Below are 19,620 nucleotides of genomic sequence, written 5' to 3' on the forward strand. Positions count from 1 at the left end.
GCCCCCTATGCCAGAATTGAAAGCAGGCGCCATGTTCGACGGCAACTATGTGATTTTCGATAGCGACAACAAGATCGCTTACCTGAGTAGCGCGGTGCGGCGCGCGATGCCTGAGCTGCATGTCTTCTTGAGGATCGGCTCTCGTATGGAAGAGGCTCTGGGCCTGATATGGGACCAGTTCTTCGAGGGCCGAACCTATGAGAGCGCGCTAGCGCCCGGAAAGGCACGAAGCGACTGGGTCAAACTCCAGCTCGATGGAGCCCATACCAGAGGGCAACTGGAAAATGAGGTCACGTCAAACTCTGCGGTGCGACTTCACTTCCGGCGCCTGCCATTCGGCTTCAAAATGCTGACGATCGACCCGGAAAGCCGCTCCAACTCGTCGGCGTTTGGTCTGGGCTTATCGAACAGGCAGGCCATCGACATCAGCGCGTTCATGAACGTTCCGCGACCAGTTCTCATCGAGGACCGCGATTCTCGGATCGTGTTGATCAACCACGCACTCGCAGACCTACTTGTGGTCGATCACTACACAGCATCGGGTCGAAAAACTGAATCGATTGTGCCCCTGGTCGAGACCCATGACCATAGGGAGGTCTGCAATCGGGTTCTGGAGACAGGCAACGCCATCACAACCCACAGAAACCTCCGAAAGGATGACCTTACCCGCCAGTTTGATGTTCGCACACAGCGCCTCTTCTCTGCAGGCGAATATCTTTTGCTCAATGATTTCTTGGAAATTTCGCCGCCAAGCAAGGTATCGGTCGGACGGCAGCCTCAACTGGCGCCGTCGTCCTCCGGCAAGATCATCGATTTTCCCGAAAAGCGCGAGCGTTTGGCGCGTCAGCATCGTTCTCCATCCTTGATGAGGATTCACCGGCCCAAGGCAATCATGGTCACCGAAAGCAACGGCTTTGAACAAAAGGCATCGTCCGTTCTGTCCCACTATCATGTCGAGCGCAGCGTGACGCGCAATCGGGGCGCCATGGAAACCATGTTGCGCTCCGGTTGGTCAACCCATGCAGACTCGTTGATAGTCGTTGCCGATGCGAAGTCACACTGGGCAAGAGAGGCGATACTCAAGGAAACCTTCGCGCCTGTCTTGATCGTGCACGAGGAGCAGGTCGTCGAAGAACTCACCCATTTTCTGGAGATGCCGGACCGACGGATGGGCTCTGTCTCGATTGCTCGGGGCTCCGGCAAGAAGGAAGTCCGCCAGGATTTCATGAAGCCCCTGGTGCGCAACTGGTTCATCGATGCTCTTCTGGTAGAGGACGACCTGGAGAAGGGTGTCGAATTTGCCGCGATGCTGCATGAACTCGGTTGCCATACGGAAGTTGTTGAACTCTCGACTTTCGCCACACGCAATCGCTCGATCATTGAGCCTCAGATCATCTTTTTCAGCCTTGCGAACGCGCTCTCGCCGGTCATGATCACCTCCTGGGTCATGGCACGCTATCGTCATAGACAGGGGATCCCCTTGATTGGTCTTGTTCCGGCGGAGCTTGAGACCATCCGGAACCAGTTCCTCGACATGGGCATGGATGACGCAATTACGACCCCGGTCACAAAAGAGGATATCCGAGGCATCCTGGCGCGCCACTTCCCCTTTCGTGTTGGTGGATCAAGCCTGTGAGCAAGATCAGCCAATACGGAAGCGCAACGCCCTTCCCCCGAAGAACTTTCCTGACTGTGTTCTTTGCTCTCGCCGCAAACGGAACCCTGACCGCCCGACCCTTCGGCTCTCCTTCGGCCGGCTCGGCAGCCGAATTTGATTATTCTGCAATCTACGGAAAGGGATCAGATCACGGAGTCGATCTGCCAGCCGTCCCCTATGCCAAGCTGGAGAAAAGACTTCTGAGGCATGTCGTTACGGTTGAGCCTGGACTTCCGTCAGGTCTCATCTGGACCGACATGTCCCGACACAACCTCTATGTCTCCACGACATCCGGTCAGGCGATCCGCTATGGAATTGGCATTGGACGCCAGGGCGTCCGCTGGACAGGAAAAGGGGTCGTGGAGACGATACGCACCTGGCCGAGCTGGACGCCGACCAGAGAGATGCGGGACCGTTGGCCCGAACTGGAGGCCTATGGAGAAGGTGTGCCGGGAGGCTTGCAGAACCCCCTTGGCGCAAGAGCCCTCTATATCTTCGAGAATGGTCGCGACACATTGTATCGAGTGCATGGGACCCCGGAATGGTGGAGCATCGGGCGCGACATGTCATCCGGCTGCATTCGGATGTTGAATCAGGACGTGATCGATCTCAGCACCAGGGTGGCAACGGGTGCGATTATCGATGCGCGGTGATGAACCCGAACCTGCTCTCTTTCAACTGGACGTCGCGAACAGCCAGGTGGCAAAATCGCTGTCGGTTTCAACGGATTTTGCCTGCATGCGCACGTCGCTAGGACAGCAACCGAACCTCGCGCGGAATTGCCGGCTGAATGTGGCGCTGTCCGCAAAGCCGAACTCCTCCGCAATTGCCGCGATCGTCCGCCGGTGGCCGCTTTTCAAGATTGCGTCATAGCTCGCCTTCAGCCGGCTAGAGAGGACATATTTTTCCACCCCGCCTTCGGCTTCGAAGATCTTGTAGAGCTGTCGTCTTGAGACATTGAGCTTCGCCCCCAGCGCTTTGGACGAAAGGTCTGGAGAATTAAGGTTTGACGACACATATTGCCGCGCGATCTCCAGCCGCGCAGCCATCAGCGGCGCCTCCTCCATGAGGCCCATGGATCCAGAGGTCGTGACACAGGCGCGGATCATGGATTGGGTCGTTTCCGCCATGAGATCGACCTCTTGCGGACTGGCTGATGGCAGCACACTGACCATGGCTGACAGATAATGTGCCAGAAGCGGATGAAAACCTGGACCTCCATGGGAGGAGTTAGCTAGCTGATCGAGCGTCCTCGCCAGTCCAACAAACTGCAGTCGAGGCAAATAGAGAGACAGAGAGTGGTTGGCCGAAACGTAGCCGCGCAGCGGCTGACCCAGTCGACGCACATCGAGCGCATTGGCCTCTTGGCGAACGGTCTTTCCATCGACTTCGATCTCGGCAAAACCAGTCAATCGGAGTGTGACCTTCCAGAAGTCTTCATCGGCACCCTTTTTCGAGCGCGGCTCGAAAACAAATGCATCCGACTGTCCAATGACGATCTTGATCGTGCCCAGAGAATAGCCCTTAGCCGTTCCGACAAAGCCTGCTCCTCGTAGGGCAACGGCCGGAAGATGCAAATCTTCGAGACATCCAAATTCGCGACGATAACTCTCAAATTGGGCAGCAGGTTCAAATTTGTCAGAACTAAAAGTATATATTGGGAGAACCATCGTTCACTTCCTGAACGAATGGCGAAATGAGACGCAGATATCCAGTCACGCTCGAAATAAGCGCGGTAATAAGACGATATATTTTGATACTAGCTAGATTTTTTGTTTATATATCTGGATATATGCCGATGTAATTCATTTGCACCATTCAGAATCTATCCGATCAGCCAAACTTAAACTGGCTAGATCATTTTTCTATTTTAGCGGTGCAGACGAAAGAATAGTCAGGGATGCAGATTTTTTGCTGAAATGTGCAAAGGTGCGCTGACGAAGGGTGACTGATCTTGCAGCAGCGAAGAGCAGCCCGATACTGGGTTCAGACACAGAACCACATCGAGCGGGAAAGAGCTCGCCTCGACCACGACTAGCTCTGAGGACGAAACGTGGGTCTTTGCTTGTCTTGCGGAGGGGAAATCTTAAGCCCCGCCCTCATGGCGTCTCGTTGACCTAACTCTGCCTCCGACGTGTCGGATGAACGGGTAGACAAACAGTCCGGCGGACACTTGAGAAGCGCGAGTAGGGAAACAACCATCCTCGCTCGAAAGGAGGTTCCCTATATGCTCTGGGCGGCGAAAGCGAGGTTTCCCTCGCCTCCGCCGCCCAGGTCCGCCGCAGAGGGTTCTGAACGAAACCGTATCAGAAAGCCGTGTCCGAGGTGTGGGGCGCCTCGTGCTGGCCGCAGACGCGGGCCTTGAACTCTCTTGGGCATGAAGCCGGCAAGGAAAGCCCTTGGCGGTCACAACGAGCACTTGTGGTCATTTGACCACGATACCGCGAGCCCACCAGCCGAGCGCAGTAAAGAAAAGGGCGACACCGAGAAGGGCCATGACCTCAACCAGTTCCCCGCGCGCCAAAGATGCAACTAATGCTCCAGAGACTGCAGAAACGCCCATTCCGGCAACCGCAAGGTGCTGATCCGCACACTCAAGCACCTCGTCGTCGACCAGATCTCGCTGCTCCAAATGCTGCCCTCCGGGACCAACCAAGGCCCTGATGGAATCATTATTGCCACTGAACCTCAGAGACTTGAATGGCTGAGGGTGCCCATTGCTTGCCTCAGAATGCATCCGGGGCTGGCCGGAGTTGCGGGGCAGAGTGGCTCAGCTTGCCAGCCATTGCACGAAACGCACCTCATCCCTTCTGCCTGCAAGGGCCTCGCGAGCCTCGCTCGGCCGGCAGCCGAAAAATGACCTGAATTGCCGACTAAAATTGGTCGGGTCCGAGAAGCCGGCCTTCTCCGCAATGTCAAGAATAGGGACGTCGCGGTCGGACCGGCTGATCCTGTCGAAGCAGGCCGTCAACCGCTTCTGCCTGATGTAGCGCTCGACTCCCCCGTGAACTTCGAAAAGCTTGTAGAGATGACGCTTGGAGAGATGCAGCTTCTCCATCAGTTGGTCGGTCGTCAGACTTGGGGACCACAGATGCGTCTCGATATATTGCCGGGCAATCTCGAACTGCGTCGCCAGGATGGGGGCCATCGCTTCCTCGATACTGTCCCTCGTCTGCAATGCACAGGCGCGCACCATGGCAATGGTAGCCTCGGAAACGCCGGCGCCGTTGTCGATCGCAGACCCGCGGGAAGCAAGGTGCAGTGTGCGTAGATATCGCGCGAGCAAGGGGTGGAAACGGGCGGAACTTTTCATCTTCGAGATGCGCTCCATGGTCCAGTTGATCCCTCGGACGGCCTCTCGAGGCAAGAAGAAATAGACCGAGACCGCGCGCGACTGCGAGACATTGCGCGCCTCTGCCATAGTGCGCAATTCAAGATTATCGCCCGCGAAACGAACATGTCGACCATCTACATCGACATCGGCATAGCCCTTGAGCCAGAGGCTGATCAGCCATTCGTCGCGCGCTTCAGGCGCACGACTGCGCGGCTCTCGCGAGAGCACATGCGCCTCGGCTTCCGTTTGGACGGTGCGCACCTCGCCAAAGCCCCGCCCAGTAATTTTGATGTCGAAGCCTTGGTCAGCCGCTCGCCCGGGGACATGACAGCTATAGCCAATCTCAAGCGCACTTCGGTTAAACACACTCATTTGCTCGGCGAGCGGCATGCGTGTGAAGTCGTTGTATATTTCTTGCTGTGTCATGATCTCCCCCAATTGCTGAAAGAAGACCAACCTCACGGTTAATCATTGATATACCCACCAACTTAAAATTGAGCACAAGTTGTCGAAATTACTGAAAGCTGCATTAGAATCAAAGGCTGGTCGAATATGATAGAAGCCATGGGCATTTAGGACTGCCACCTAATAAATAACAGTAATATTACTAGTAGAATTTAATGTGGATAATTATATATTCCCGATCGTTTCGTATCATTTGTAGAGAATATCTTTTTACATATAATAACATTTCCTCATGGCGGCAGTCATTCAAATCGACCAACGATGTGAGAAATATATCAATCTCAGCTAGTCGTCTTGTTAGGCAGGGGACGATGACCGGGCTCATCGCGAAAAAGATGCTTCGCTGCAACCGCCCGCGGCAGGCTTCAACGAAAGTTTCAGGCGCTGGCCCGTATCGCATCAGGTCACACCTGGGTACGACCCGAATCGCAACAGCTTCGCTATAACAAGGCCGAGCTGACTTGAGCCGTTACCGAATGATCAACTGAGCCTTGAGATCCGGCAATCGGGGCATCAGGCATAAACCGCTGCGACAAGGCGGCGGCAAGCATCGGTCAGGTTCGGCTCCTGCAACAGCGCCCCGCCGATCAGATACATGACGTCATTGCCATAGGCCTCGCGCATCTCCGGCACCCGGCTGAATGTCATGCCGCCCCCCGGTGCGGCAACGATCGGTCTTGGGCCTCCCATGTCCTCGGCGCATGCTTTTGCGATTGACAGGCACTCTTCGCGGGTAAAGCCGAACCGACCGCCAAAGTTCGGATAAATGACGGCGTCCGCACCCATCAACCGATGCAAGGTGCCGAAAAAACTGCGATGGGAAAAACCGCAATCGGGCGAGACGACATTTGCGCCGGAAAAGGCGGGGTGGGAGACGATGGGGAGTGCAAAACCCGGATCTGCAGCCAGCGTTCGAATGATGTCGTAACCGGCCAATGCCGGAGCGATCATGACCGCGCCGGCGCCAGCGTCCTGCGCAAGCTTGGCGCGCTCGATAATCAATGTCGCCGGACCGGTAACATTCGGGACAAAGCTCGTACGTCCGCCCGTTTTTGCATTTGCCTCACCGACAGCCTCGACGCAGGCCCGCAGCCGCTCCTCAAACGGCGACGTCTTCTGGTCGACGAGTCCGTGGTCGTCCTTGACGAAATGCATGCCACCCCGCGCGAAGTCATGAGCGAGACGAGCGAGGTCGGCGGTCGACAGACCCACAGGCTTGATGGCTGACATGAGAAGGGGCGTATCACCGATACCTGCCTTCGCGCGAAGTCCGGCAATGCCGTGGCGAGGTCCCTTGCACAGCGCCAGAATGCCCGGCGAAAGGGTGATGTTTTCAACCTTGAGGCCCGGCTTGATCGAACTGTTGCCGAAAACGATGTTGAGGAATTGCAGGAAATCACCGCCGACATCGTCCTCCGAATAGGAGATGGCTGCGACATATCCGGGTCTGCCGGCCGGATCCTTTTCCAAGGCCTCCAGCCTGCCAAGGATTTCATCCTCGACATATCCCGTGGGAACGCAGTCGCGGGGGATCTCGACCGTCTGTTCAAGCGCGATATCGAGCGCGCGCGTTTTCGCCTCCTCAAAATCATGCGCACGAATGAAATAGGTGACGCTGAAGCGCGCAGCCATCAGAGCGCCTCCGCCTTTTGGGCAGAATGCACACGATCAAGACGAACTTCTGCCAGCTCATCATCACCGATATCGAGCGAGCTGCCGGTAAGCTCACCGACCGCCGCAACGAGTGCACCGGCATCCAGCCCATATTTTTTCATGAGATAGGGCTTGGAGGCGCCATGGGCGAAGGTATCCTTGAGGCCTAGACGCTTCAGACGGATACCGACGCCTTCTTCGGCGAGAATCTCGGCGACCAGCGAGCCGAGCCCGCCGATGATCGTGTGATTTTCGAGGGTGATGATCCCCTTCTTGCCGCGCGCTGCATCCATCAGCCTTTCACGATCGAAGGGCTTCAATGTGGAAGCGTGCAGATGGTGAATGCCGAAACCTCGCGCCATCAGCGGCCCCGTGGCGCGCAAGGCTTCTTCGGTGCAAACGCCGGAGGAGACGACCAGAATGTCGTCGCCCTTCGAAAGGGTGCGCAGCTTGTTGAACTCGAACGGCGTCGAAAACAGCCGCGGAACTTCGCCGCGCAGGATGCGCACATAGACCGGCCCGTCGATGCTGTCGGCAACCTCGAGAACCGTCTCCACTTCCGTCGCATCACCCGTTTCGAGGATCGTCATGTTTGGCACGGCGCGCAGGACGGCTATGTCCTCGATGGCTTGGTGCGTGATACCGCCCGGCGTGGTGATACCGGGCAGGAAGCCGATCAGACGAACCTTGCGGTTGGAATAGGCAATGGAATTGATCAGCTGATCGTAGGGCCGGCGATAGAGGAACACCGAGAACGTGTGGATGAACGGGCGATATCCCTGCATGGCGAGACCACCGGCAAAGGAGAGCATGTTCTGCTCGGCCATCCCCAGGGACAGGAACTGCTCGGGGTGGCGATCCCGGAAGCCATCGACCTCGCAGGACGAGGTCAGATCGGCAGAAAGGCAGAGCACTTCGGGGCGCGCTGCGGCGAATGCCTCAAAAGCCTTGGCATAGGGTCGGTTGACGATTTCGACCATGATCAGGCCCTTTCCATCGCGGTGAGATCGATGCCGAGTTCAGCGGCCAGTGCGACCTGCATTTCCTGTCGTTCCTCGGCGCTCTTGAAGCGGACATAGTGCAGGCGCGGGAAACGTTTTTTAAGAAAATCCATGCCCCTATACGGCGAGGTATTTGCAAGGATAACGAGCGGCTTCCCAGGCTCTGAACTACCGGCCGCGTTGCGCAGCGCATCAAGGTCATGGCCGTCGACCGAGCGGCATGTCACGCCGAAGGACGTGACCCGCTGCGCGAGATCGCCGAGATCAAGAACCGACGACATGGCGCCGTCGCATTGCTGACGGTTTACGTCGACGACCACCCGGATGTTGTCGATCTGATGGTAGCTCATGGCCGCGAGGCATTCCCAAGTCTGCCCCTCCTGGAACTCACCGTCGGACATGTAGACCCAGACTTTGCCGGGCTCTTTTTTCCGCAGCCGCGCCCAGGCGACGCCCGAAGCCATCGACAATCCCTGGGCGAGAGATCCGGTCGTCACTTCCATGCCGGGGCTGTGCTCGGCGCCAATCATTTCGACCGAGCCGCCGTCTTTGTTGAAGTGGTCGAGCGCATGTTCATCCATACGGCCCGTCTCGATCAGCGCCGAGTAGATGACGAGTGCGTAATGGGCGGGCGAGATGAAGAAACGGTCGTATCCGGCACCAACAGGCCCGTGATAGCCGGCGCCTGTAAACGCATCTGGATTGTTGGCCGACGGAACACCACGAAACGGCAATGGCACCTTTGGCAGCGTCGGTTCACCAAGCGCCAGCAATTCGTTGTAGAGGAGCGCGAGGCTTTCCGCAGCCGAGCAGGCCTGACTGAGATAGCCGCCATTGTGCTTCATGGTGTGAAAGAAGACGCGGCGCCGGATACCGAGCGCGATCTCTTCGGTAGACTTTTCGTTGGGCAGGCTCATCGTCTCAGCTCCGTTCCGGGAAAAGCGCCTTCAGGCCCTCAGGCGAGGGTGCGGCAATACCGCGCTCGGTAATGAGACCAGTGATCAGGCGCGCAGGCGTAACGTCGAAAGCGGGGTTGGCGGCGGGACTGCCTTCCGGCGAAATCCGCACGGTTGCAATCGAGCCGTCGGCAGCGCGTCCCTGCACGAAGCTCACCTCATCGGCGGCACGTTCCTCGATCGGGATTTCCTTTACCCCGTCATGCACCGTCCAGTCGATGGTCGGCGAAGGAAGCGCGACGTAGAACGGGATGTCGTTGTCGCGAGCGGCGAGCGCCTTGAGATAGGTGCCGATCTTGTTGCAGACGTCGCCGTTCGCAGTGGTCCGGTCGGTTCCGACGATCACCATGTCGATGTCGCCGTGCTGCATCAAGTGCCCGCCGGCATTGTCGACGATCAGCGTATGGGGCACGCCGTGACCGTTCATCTCCCAGGCCGTGAGATAGGCGCCCTGGTTGCGCGGCCGCGTTTCATCGACATAGACATGGACAGGAATGCCGGCCTCGACGGCCATATAAATGGGCGCGGTGGCGGTGCCGTAATCGACGGTTGCGAGCCAGCCGGCATTGCAGTGCGTGAGAATGCGGACGGGTTCGCCCGGCTTTTTCTTCGCGGCAATTTCCCTGATGACCTCAAGACCATTCGCGCCAATGGAGCGGTTGAGTTCAACATCCTCCTCCGCGATCTCGGCGGCGCGCTTGTAGGCCGCTTCTGCACGATCTTGCTCCGGCAGATCGGCAAGATGCGCACGCATGGCGTTCAGTGCCCAGCGCAGATTAATCGCTGTCGGACGGGTCTCGTTCAGTTCTTCCCATACGGCATCAAGATGCGCACCAGACGGATCCTTTGCCATGGCGATCGCAACGCCATAAGCGGCCGTCACACCGATCAGCGGCGCCCCGCGCACCCACATGTCGCGGATCGCGACAGCAACGTCACTGACGGTCTTCAAGGTGACGATACGGAATTCATGCGGCAGCCAGCGCTGGTCGATGATGTCGACCGAGCGGCCGTCTTCGTTCACCCAGATGGTATGGTAGTGGCGTTCTCCGACTTTCACGCGAGAATCTCCTTTTCAAGTCGCTCCACGGTCGCTCGGATGTCCCGGAGACTATGGATGCGCTGCCGATTGACGGCGAGGTGACGCCCGAGCTTCAGCGCCTTGCTTTCGCACGATGCGCGGCGGTCGGGGTCGGCGATGGTTTCGAAATCGGCATTGTGGGCAAGGCCGAGGATACGGCGGTGGATCTCGATGCCGGCAAAGCCCAGCATCTCGGACCAGATCTCGTCGAGGACGATGTTCAGAGCCTGCTCGGCAGCGAGTGGATCCTGGCGATCCTCGAAAACACTTGCCTGATAGAGAATGCCCCGGCGCTCGGTGCGCCAGAGTTGGGCAAATTCGCTGCGGAAGGTCTCCCACAGCGTCTCGATCGTATCGAGCAGGTAGACACGCATCTCGTCGCGGCCACCGGGTGTGGTTTCATGACCGGCCTGCGAGAAATAACTCATCCAGAAATTGGCGATCAGCATGCCGACGTCGAAGCTGATTGGCCCGTAGAAGGCGAATTCTGGGTCGATCACCCGCGTCTCGTCTTGCGTGACCATGACGGAGCCCGTGTGCAGGTCGCCATGGCAGAGTGTTTCTGCCTTGGCGGAAAAGATGTGCTTCAAACGCTGGGCCTCGACCTTGAGCTCGCGGTCAGAGCGCAGCTCAGCCACCAGCGGATCCAGCTGCGGCGTCGTGTGGCGGTTCAGCGTCGCTTCGAAATAGGGATCGGAGAAGACGAGGTTTTCCGTAATGTCGCAAAGCTCGACATTGTCGCTGAACAGCGCGACATCCGCCTTCTTCTCACGCGTGATCATCGACAGGTCCGAGCCGCGAAACAGCGTGCGGGCAACAAACTGCCCGAGATCACGACCGGCCTTCGGCAGCATCTTTCCGTCGATCAACGCGCGCCGCAGGATGACATGCGGCGTCAGAAACTCCATGACGATGATCGCCTGCGCCTCGTCGAAGAAAAATACCTCCGGCACCATGCCCGGATCGCGCACCGCCTGGCGCTTCAGCGCATGATATTCGAAGAACGAACGCTTGAGCGGCAACGGCCAGCTCTCACCCACCAGACGCACATAGGGCAGCGCCTGTTTGACGATGACCGCACCCTTCTCGCCTGTCACGATGAACACGAGATTGAGGTTGCCGTCGCCGACTTCCTTGATCGTCCAGCGGGACGAATCATCTCCGATCCGTTCCGTCACGGCGGCGTTTTGGCCCAGTCGAACCGGCAATGTCTCTGCGCTCAGCGCCTCGAAGACCTGGCTGTCCATAGCAATCTCCTCCTGTGCATGGGGCGGCCTCCACCGCACGTCCCCATGCTGTCTTTTCCCGAAGCTAAGGCGAGATTCTGTCAAATGTCAACGGCCTTGACATTTGATGAATTGCCATCCTAACTTGAAGTCATTGGGAGGACGGCATGAGTGAAATGGCGGTGTTTCGCGTTGAGGGCGTGCGCAAATCCTTTGGCATCGTTCCGGTGCTGCAGGGATTGGATCTTGAGCTCAAGGCTGGCGCAGTAACGGTTTTGATGGGTGCGAACGGCGCCGGCAAATCCACGCTCGTGCGCATTCTTTCCGGCGTCTACACGCGGGATGCGGGCACGATCACGCTGGCAGGAGATGCCTTTGAACCGGCAACGCCGGCCGAGGCGATCCGAGCGGGCGTTGTCACCGTCCACCAGAACATCAATGACGGCGTTGTTGCCGATCTTGATGTCGCGACCAATCTCACCCTCGACCGGCTGAATGGACGGGGCGCCAGGCTCCTCTTCAACCCGCGCCGGGTGCGTCGCGAAGCGGCTGCGGTTGCCGCGCGCATGGGCCTTGCAATCGACCTCTCAGCCAGCATCAACGACCTCACCCTCGCCGACCGGCAGATGGTCGCCATCGCGCGGGCGATGGCGCATGAACCCCGGGTCCTGATCCTCGACGAACCGACCTCCTCGCTGTCGAGCGCCGAGGCTGATCGCCTCTTCGAGTTGGTCGACCGGCTGAAGGCGCGAGGCGTCGCCATTCTCTACATTTCCCATCGCATGTCGGACATCCGGCGCCTTGCCGACAGCATTCTGGCCCTGCGCGATGGCCGTGTTACCGGGCGTTTCGAAGGCCCCGACCTGGACTATGAGGGCGCAGTCAATGCGATGCTCGGACGAAAGGTCGCCGCTGGCGAGGTTGCGGTGCGTGCGGCCGGGCGACCTGTCTTCAGTGTCCGTGGCCTGAAGCTGTCGCAGCAGACACGACCCTTCGACTTTGATCTCGGCGACGGCGAGATTGTCGCCGTTACGGGTCTGGTCGGCGTCGGAAAAAGTGCACTTGCGGAGACCTTGTTCGGGGCCCGCGCGCCGGCAGCCGGCGAGATGACCCTCGACGGTTCGCCTTATGCACCGAAGTCGACAAGGCAGGCGATCGCCCGCGGCGTCTTTCTCGTCGCCAAGGACCGCGCAATCAGCGGCATCGTCCCGGATTTCAACATCTACGAGAACATCAGTCTGCCCTTCCTCAAACGCCTGTCATCCGTCGGCATTGCCAGCCGGCGTGCAGAGAGGGCGAAGGCGCGACAGCAGATATCCGACCTCGGTGTAGTCTGCCGAAGCGAACGCGACGAGATGCAGACACTGTCTGGCGGCAATCAGCAGAAGGTCATGGTCGGCCGTTGGCTGTCCGAGCCGTCGCGCCTGCTGATCCTCGACGAGCCATTCCAAGGGGTCGACATTGCCGCCCGCCGGGACATCGGCGGCAAGCTTCGCGCGTCCGCCGCAGGTCGATCCACCATTCTTTTCTTGACGGAACTCGACGAAGCCTTCGAGGTCGCCGATCGCATCCTCGTCATGTCGGAACAGACCATCGTCGGCGAGCATCGCAATGCAGAGATCGATGTTGAGCGGCTGCTCTCCGAGATCGCCGGGAAACCCTACCAACAGGTCAGCGTAAGATGATGAATGAACAGAGCAAATTCGCCGCCACGGGCGTCGTTCCACCGGCCACGCTGAACATGCGCGAAACCGCGATTAAATATGGATTCCTTGTCCTGCTCGCAGGCATGGTCCTCTACTTTTCGCTGGTGACAGGAGGCTTCGCCTCGCCGCAGAGCGCCGTCTTCATCCTGCAATCCGTCTCGATCACCGGGATCCTAGCGCTCGGCGTGACAGCCACGCTGGTCGTCGGCGGTTTTGACCTGTCGATCGGCTCAGTCGCCACGACGGCCATGATGGCCTCGTCTTATGTGATGGTGGTGATGGGCGGCGACGCATTGACAGCAACGCTCGTCTGCCTTGCCGTCGGTGTTCTGGTCGGTCTGATCAATGGCCTGATCATCGTCTACATGCGCGTACCGGATCTGTTGGCAACGCTCGGGATGATGTTCCTGCTTCTCGGACTCCAGCGCATTCCGACCGAAGGCCGGTCGATTGCAGCCGGCATGACGCTCCCCGATGGCTCGACCGCAACCGGCACCTTCAGCCCGGCCTTTCTGGCGCTCGGCCGCCATCGGTTCGATCTGATCCTGCCGAATCTGGTTCCGGTATCGGTGGTCGTGTTGATCGTGCTGGCGATCGTTATCTGGTTCTTCCTCGAATACACCCGTTTCGGTCGCATGATGTATGCGGTCGGCTCCAACGAGCGCGCCGCCAGTCTGGCAGGGGCACCGGTCAATGCCTACAAGATCGCGGCCTATATCATTTCAGGTGTGTTCGCCTCGATCGGTGGCATCCTGCTTGCCGCCCGTCTCGGGCGCGGGGACATCGCCTCGGGCAACAATCTTCTTCTGGACGCGGTAGCGGCCGCCCTCATCGGCTTTGCCGTGCTCGGCGCCGCCAAGCCGAATGCATTCGGCACGGCCATCGGCGCCCTCTTCGTCGGCATCCTGTTGCAGGGCCTGACGATGATGAACGCGCCCTACTACACACAGGATTTCGTCAAGGGCGCCGTGCTCGTCATCGCCCTGATTTTCACCTTTGCGCTCTCGAAAAGAGGCAAACGCTGAGACGGGAGGTCTCGGCGAATAACAATGTTCAAAAGTGGAGGAGACTGACATGCAATTTACACGGAGAACCCTCGGCAGGATGACGCTGGGGCTGATGGCGGCAACAACCTTCGTCGCGCCGGCCTTCGCGGCCGATATGCCCAAGCCGTTCGATAAACCCGGCGACGTCAAGATCGCGCTCGTGCGTTACCTGTCGACGGGCGACTTCTTCCAGTCTTATCTCGCCGGCGTTGAGGCGCAGGCCAAGGCGCTCGGCGTTCAGCTTCAGGTCTTCGACAGCCGTCAGGATGCAGCGCTTCAGGCCGACATGGTCGACCAGGCGATCGCGCTTGGTGTGCAGGGCATCATCATCCAGCACGGCCTGACGGAATCGATGAAGGAAGCGGCCCAGCGTGCGGTCGACGCCGGCATCAAGGTCGTCGCCTTCGACGTCAACGTCGAAAACGACAAGATCCCGCAGGTTGAACAGTCCGACCGAGACCTGGCTCGCCTGGCGCTCGAGCAGGCTGTCAAGGACAATGGCGAGAGCTTCAAGGCCGGTTATGTTTACGTCGCCGGGATTGCGCCCCTCGACCGCCGCGACGAAACCTGGAAAGAGTTCAAGACAAAGTATTCCGGCATCAACGAAGCCGCCCAGTTCGGCACGATGGACAATCCGATCGCCAATTCGGTCGCCAATCAGGCACGGTCCGTGATCTCCGCCAATTCCGACATCACCGTGATGTTCGCGCCTTATGACGAGTTCGCCAAGGGTGTTAAGATCGCCGTCGATGAAGCGGGTCTGTCCACCAGCGTGAAGATTTATTCGGCCGACATCTCGACCTCCGACATCGCCGCCATGCGCGAACCCGATTCCGCCTGGGTCGCGACTGCCGCGACGAACCCCGCCGTTGTCGGTCAGGTCTCCGTGCGCACACTTGCCATGTTGCTCGCCGGCGAAGACCCGGGCAAGCAGGTCATCGTGCCCCCGACGCTGATCACGCAGAAGGACCTCAACGATCAGGACATCAAGAACATGGAAGAACTCGGCGCGAAACTGCCGCAATTCGCCCATGCCGATGTCGCCATGCCGGCATGGATGCCCAAGCCCTGATTTCCCATCGACTTTCATGAAAAAGGAGCGGTCCAGCGGGCCGCCCCTTTTTCTTGCTGGTGAAACAAACGGGGCAATTGGTTGCCCCGTTTGCGAAGATCAGCGCATCGCGGCGGCGATATTGCCACCGTCGACCGTGGTGACATCAGCGGTGGTGCGTTCGGCGAGCGCATGGTGCACGAAAGCGCGCGCCACATCCTCGGCCGTCACTTCGAAGCCGAGCAAGTTGCCGCCCATATACTCCCTGACGGAAAGGCCCCGGGCAGCCGCGCGGTTGGCAATCATCTCGTCGTTGAGCAGACCGGAGCGGATACGATCCGCATTCACCGCATTCACCCGGATGTTGTCTGCGCCATGCTCTAGCGCGTACTGGCGCGACAGGAAGAGCGTTGCCGCCTTCGGCAAACCATAGGCGCCGAATTTCGCCCCCGGATTAACCGCCTGCTTGGAGGCATTGAACAACAGCACGCCTCCCGTCCCCTGCGCCTTCATGATCCGGACCGCATTCTGCGCCACGGTCTGGTGGGCGAAGAAGTTCAGTTCGAAGCTCTTGCGTAGCAGCACATCGTCCATGGTGGCGATCGGGCTTTCCCAGGCCGCACCCGCGTTTGACACGACGATATCGACGCCGCCGAAAGTGGCAATCGCCTTGTCAAAGGCAGCGCGCACCGAGACCGGATCTGTGATGTCGCAGGCGATGCCAATCGAGTTGTTACCGGCAGACTTTGCGATGGCCGCCGCCTTGTCACCGTCGAGATCGAGCGCCACGACATGCGCGCCCTCGGCAGCGAACGCCTTGACAATCGCAGCGCCGATGGCGCCGGCGCCACCGGTCACAATTACGATCTGGCCCGTAAATGGCTTCGGCTTGGCACTTGCGAGTTTGGCCTGTTCCAGCGACCAATATTCGAGATCGAAGAGATCGGGACGGCTCACCGGCTCGAAGCGGCCGACGGACTCCGCATCCCGTGCCGCCTCAATCCACATTTCGCCAACATCAACGGCAATCGTTGCATCCTTGAAGGTGCGGCCATGGCCGAACATGCCAAGGCCCGGCACCAGCGTTAGGCGGGGCATGGGGTCGAGCATGACGCGCGTGACCTCGTCTCGGGCGTCGTTGCTGCGGAAATACTCGGTGTAGTCTGCGGCGAAAGCGGCGACCCGTTCATCGATCACCGCGCGATAGCCGGCGAGCTCGTCCTTAGCCGGTGCCGGTAGCACCATCGGGCCGGTCTTGATGCGGATGGAGAGATCAGGCGTCGAAACGCCTCGCGCCGCCATATCGCCGACTTCCGCAGCATTGACGAAGTCCAAGATGTCCGGCGAGGTGCGGAACACGCTGACCATGCGGTCATAGCGGCCTTCACCCTTGGCGACGGAGACTGCGCCCCGCAGCAGCGGAGCGACCTCGTTGACGCTTGCGAGATCACTCGGCAGCTTCGCAGGCGTGAACGGATTGCGGCCATTATTCTTGACGTGATCCTCCGCAACCGTGACGTAGCGTATCATCCGGTCATAGGCTTCTCTGGCCGTATCGCCGAACGTGAAGATTCCGTGTTTGTCGAGGATCAGCCCCTCGACCGTCGGATCCTGCTCGAACACCTCAACTGCCGCCTTCGCCAGCGCGAAACCGGGCATGATATAGGGCACAAAACCCATCTTTTTGCCGAACAATTCGCGGCTCATCTCGCGGCTCTCCGCCTGGTCGGCGATCGCGAGGATGGCTGTCGAGTGGGTATGGTCGATGAATTTGTGGGGGAGGAAGGCGTGCAGGAGCGCCTCTACCGATGGATTGGGGGCGCCCGGATCGATCAGATTGGCGCGCAACAATGTCACCATGTCTTCATCGGACAGTGTCGCGAGCTTGCGGCTCTTCAACAGCGACGCAAGCTTCACGGCAGGCAGGCCCGCAGGTTCGATGGTGCCCATGTCCCAGCCACTGCCTTTAACGCAGAGGACAGCATGCGTATCACCGACAAGGTCGGTGATTTCGGTCTTGACGGACGTGTTGCCGCCGCCATGCAGCACCAGCCGCGGCTCTCCGCCCAGAAGACGTGTCGTATAGGTACGCAGCGCCAGATCGCGGTTGATGCCCTTTTCGGCATAGCTTTCGACGAACCGTTCCGCCTCGTCGTCGCGCCAGAGATTTTTCATAGTATTCAGCCTCCCGATATACCGGTCCGACCGGCATCGGTGGACCAAAGCTGTAGGGGTTCAGGCCTCGCCCGAACCGACCCTGCCGAGCCCCTCGCGGCTCCAGTGTTGCAGCACCCGTCGCGCCATCGAACTGGTAATCACCAGATGCGACGCGAAGCCACCCTTGAGGGCCGCGATCAGGGGCGCGAACTTGTTGTCTTCCTGCACGACCAGCATGCGCTTCTTGATCGCTCGGATGGAATCCAGATCCGCGGAAATGCAGCGCCGATTATGCGCGCAATCCATCCACTGACCGTTATGATCGATGAGCTGCCCGGCAATGACGCCGACGGCACCTTGCTCCCCCATCTCATGCATGTCTTGAGCCGAGAGAGCTCCGCATTTGACGAGATGGCTGTCCTCTTCGATGCCGCCGACAGAATAGAGCGCCAACTGGCAGTCGGAGATGGCCGCGAGCTGCTCCCGGATCACTGGCTCCCCGCGTAATTCCTCGGCGAGGCGCTCGGAGGACAGAACGAGCGGGGCATAGAAGTTGATGCCTTCCGCATTGAGGCGGCGGGCGATTTCCGTCGTGCATTGATCAGGGCGATAGGAGTAAGGCGCACCGAGATTGCCGCAAAGCTGCACCACGGTCACGCCGCGGAGGTCCGCGAAAGGCATGACGTCCGCGATGTGATAGACGGTACGGCCCCAGGCCACGCCCACCCGGTCACCCTTGTTGATCAGTTCAAGAAAGACGGAGGCGGCGACGACGGGCATTTCGGCAGCCGGATCCATCGCCTGACGGTCCTCCGGCACGATCCAGACTGTCGTCAACCCCGTTGCATCCTCCAGTTCCCGGGCAAGCACATCGTCCGAAAAAAGCTCCGTCGACGTGGTGATCGTGACGATCCCCATCTCCCGCGCCCGGCGCAGATACATCGCCACAGAGGCGCGTGAGATCTCAAGCCGCTGAGCCACTTCGTCCTGACGCAAGCCGTGTGTATAGTAGAGCCAGGCAGCTTTATGAATGATCTGGTCCGCGGTACGAATTGGCATGATTGTCCCTAGTTGATCGGCTTCTGACATAATTCATCACTGCTGACAAAAGTCAATGGCGCACTTGCTCGTCATCATGGACAAGGCATCCGCGCCTTCGGCGGACCACGTCCCTTCCAGCACCTGGGATGCCCGAAAGCCTCGACGCGACAAACGGGGATCGGATCATTGAAATGAATTCGCCCACAGATTTCCCTTGGCAAAAGCCATGACGCCCTTCGACTAGAAGCGGGTTCGGCCTATCCGGCGCTGTAAAGGCATTGTGTTACCCCGTTGAGAACGGGGATTGCAGGGAGACCCTTAGACAGCTTCACACGTGGAAGCTGTGTCCCCGAAACGCAAAAAACCGCTCCCCTCAGATGGAAACGGTCAACAATTGTGTTTGAACTGGTTGCGGGAGCCTCATGACATGAAGACTTGCTCGAGGCTCGCGACAACGCGCCCCTAAACCTTAAGGGCAGGAAGGGCCGGCGAGATGCGGTCTCCCGATCCAATCGCTCCAGTTACCCTTTTTGCCTCAGCAAGGCGCCAGCGGCGATTTCGGGTGATGGCGAGATGCACGAGAATGCAGAGTTGCATCACCTCCGGCCCCTCGCCCGATCGGCATTTTTTCGTCCACTAGCGACTTAACGGCTTGGCTGACACGCGGATCACGAAAACTTCGCTCTCGCCTTCGGGGAAAAGGTAAACACGGCTTCCCCTACCAATGCCCGTGATCGCGTCGAATTGACGTGCTGAGAATAAACCCGCCGGAAGCTTCGCGCTCATCGGTCCGTTGAAGACGATAAGTGTCTCGTCGGCTTCCCCGTCAATAGCGACGGTGTTCTTGAGAACCAGCCGTTCCATTGAATGATCGAAGCATTCTCGACGCGACATGACATTGAGGTCCGTCGTCTGGCTTTCCATGACGGAAGCCTCAACCGGAAGCTCGCCCTTGAAGGCGTGCGGTTCGCTAGTGGGGGTCAATGAAACACTATTACCGCCGCTGTGCAGGATGATTCCGTCGCCATGCATCACCGCGATCGTTCTGTCGACCCCTTCGAATATCGAAAAAGGGCCATCCTTGTTGACGATGGCGATACTGACGCGCCACAGGAATTCGGGACCCATCCCTTTATCGGAATACACTGCGACTTCTCTGGTAACGCCGCAGCCATTCTTCCAGGGAACGAGGCGCTGGTCCTCGGCTCGCAGAAAATTCAAGACGCCCTCCGAAGATTGTCGGCGC

At 59.1% G+C, this 19,620-nt stretch carries 16 protein-coding genes; 5 read left to right on the plus strand and 11 right to left on the minus strand.

Annotated features, from left to right (window positions below):
- The first annotated feature begins 7 nt into the window (after positions 1 to 7).
- Positions 8 to 1,636 (plus strand): PAS domain-containing protein, encoded by a 1,629-nt coding sequence (locus ASE36_RS21760; protein ID WP_062611412.1) that lies wholly within the window; start codon positions 8 to 10, stop codon positions 1,634 to 1,636.
- Between the two features lie 56 nt (positions 1,637 to 1,692).
- Complete coding sequence (locus ASE36_RS23215; RefSeq protein ID WP_062285156.1) at positions 1,693 to 2,310, plus strand: L,D-transpeptidase; 618 nt, start codon at positions 1,693 to 1,695, stop codon at positions 2,308 to 2,310.
- Positions 2,311 to 2,331: 21 nt separating this feature from the next.
- On the opposite strand, the gene ASE36_RS21770 is transcribed toward ASE36_RS23215, so the two are convergent.
- The 8 genes from ASE36_RS21770 to mtnK form a co-directional block, all read right to left on the minus strand.
- On the minus strand, positions 2,332 to 3,327 hold the full coding sequence (locus ASE36_RS21770; RefSeq protein ID WP_062611414.1) for a helix-turn-helix domain-containing protein: 996 nt from the start codon (positions 3,325 to 3,327) through the stop codon (positions 2,332 to 2,334).
- Positions 3,328 to 4,082: 755 nt separating this feature from the next.
- Positions 4,083 to 4,289: a hypothetical protein gene (locus tag ASE36_RS21775; RefSeq protein ID WP_062611416.1), complete on the minus strand. Its 207-nt coding sequence runs from the start codon at positions 4,287 to 4,289 to the stop codon at positions 4,083 to 4,085.
- A gap of 138 nt (positions 4,290 to 4,427) precedes the next feature.
- Positions 4,428 to 5,417, minus strand: coding sequence for a helix-turn-helix domain-containing protein (locus ASE36_RS21780; protein WP_156378751.1), 990 nt, complete (start codon positions 5,415 to 5,417; stop codon positions 4,428 to 4,430).
- 552 nt (positions 5,418 to 5,969) lie between these two features.
- Positions 5,970 to 7,088 (minus strand): RuBisCO large subunit C-terminal-like domain-containing protein, encoded by a 1,119-nt coding sequence (locus ASE36_RS21785; protein ID WP_062285164.1) that lies wholly within the window; start codon positions 7,086 to 7,088, stop codon positions 5,970 to 5,972.
- Positions 7,088 to 8,089, minus strand: a complete 1,002-nt coding sequence (locus tag ASE36_RS21790; protein WP_062285166.1) for a transketolase family protein — start codon at positions 8,087 to 8,089, stop codon at positions 7,088 to 7,090. Before ASE36_RS21790 ends, ASE36_RS21785 begins: the two co-directional genes overlap by 1 nt.
- A 2-nt stretch (positions 8,090 to 8,091) precedes the next feature.
- Positions 8,092 to 9,027 carry a transketolase gene (locus ASE36_RS21795; protein WP_062285169.1) on the minus strand — a complete coding sequence of 312 codons (936 nt, stop codon included), beginning with the start codon at positions 9,025 to 9,027 and terminating at the stop codon, positions 8,092 to 8,094.
- 4 nt (positions 9,028 to 9,031) lie between these two features.
- The gene (gene mtnA, locus ASE36_RS21800) at positions 9,032 to 10,126 is read right to left on the minus strand and encodes an S-methyl-5-thioribose-1-phosphate isomerase (RefSeq protein WP_062285171.1); all 1,095 of its coding nucleotides are present in this window, start codon (positions 10,124 to 10,126) and stop codon (positions 9,032 to 9,034) included.
- On the minus strand, positions 10,123 to 11,394 hold the full coding sequence (mtnK, locus tag ASE36_RS21805) for an S-methyl-5-thioribose kinase (protein WP_062285173.1): 1,272 nt from the start codon (positions 11,392 to 11,394) through the stop codon (positions 10,123 to 10,125). The genes mtnA and mtnK overlap by 4 nt, the downstream gene beginning before the upstream one ends.
- Before the next feature lie 146 nt (positions 11,395 to 11,540).
- Between mtnK and ASE36_RS21810 the strand changes: the two genes are divergently transcribed.
- The 3 genes from ASE36_RS21810 to ASE36_RS21820 are packed head-to-tail and all read left to right on the plus strand — an operon-like array spanning position 11,541 to position 15,197.
- A complete protein-coding gene (locus ASE36_RS21810) occupies positions 11,541 to 13,058 on the plus strand; it encodes a sugar ABC transporter ATP-binding protein (RefSeq protein ID WP_062285176.1) in 1,518 nt (505 codons plus the stop codon).
- The gene (locus ASE36_RS21815; protein ID WP_062285178.1) at positions 13,055 to 14,104 is read left to right on the plus strand and encodes an ABC transporter permease; all 1,050 of its coding nucleotides are present in this window, start codon (positions 13,055 to 13,057) and stop codon (positions 14,102 to 14,104) included. Before ASE36_RS21810 ends, ASE36_RS21815 begins: the two co-directional genes overlap by 4 nt.
- 49 nt (positions 14,105 to 14,153) lie before the next feature.
- Positions 14,154 to 15,197, plus strand: coding sequence for a substrate-binding domain-containing protein (locus tag ASE36_RS21820; RefSeq protein WP_062285180.1), 1,044 nt, complete (start codon positions 14,154 to 14,156; stop codon positions 15,195 to 15,197).
- A 99-nt stretch (positions 15,198 to 15,296) separates the two neighbouring features.
- On the opposite strand, the gene ASE36_RS21825 is transcribed toward ASE36_RS21820, so the two are convergent.
- The 3 genes from ASE36_RS21825 to ASE36_RS21835 all read right to left on the minus strand — a co-directional run bounded on the left by ASE36_RS21825 (position 15,297) and on the right by ASE36_RS21835 (position 19,595).
- Positions 15,297 to 17,351, minus strand: coding sequence for a bifunctional aldolase/short-chain dehydrogenase (locus ASE36_RS21825; RefSeq protein WP_062285183.1), 2,055 nt, complete (start codon positions 17,349 to 17,351; stop codon positions 15,297 to 15,299).
- A 60-nt stretch (positions 17,352 to 17,411) separates the two neighbouring features.
- Positions 17,412 to 18,392, minus strand: a complete 981-nt coding sequence (locus ASE36_RS21830) for a sugar-binding transcriptional regulator (RefSeq protein ID WP_062285184.1) — start codon at positions 18,390 to 18,392, stop codon at positions 17,412 to 17,414.
- Between the two features lie 618 nt (positions 18,393 to 19,010).
- A complete protein-coding gene (locus tag ASE36_RS21835) occupies positions 19,011 to 19,595 on the minus strand; it encodes a HutD family protein (RefSeq protein WP_162244237.1) in 585 nt (194 codons plus the stop codon).
- Positions 19,596 to 19,620 lie beyond the last annotated feature (25 nt).

It is taken from the genome of Rhizobium sp. Root274 (genome assembly GCF_001429245.1).
In the GTDB taxonomy this organism is placed as follows: Bacteria; Pseudomonadota; Alphaproteobacteria; order Rhizobiales; family Rhizobiaceae; genus Allorhizobium.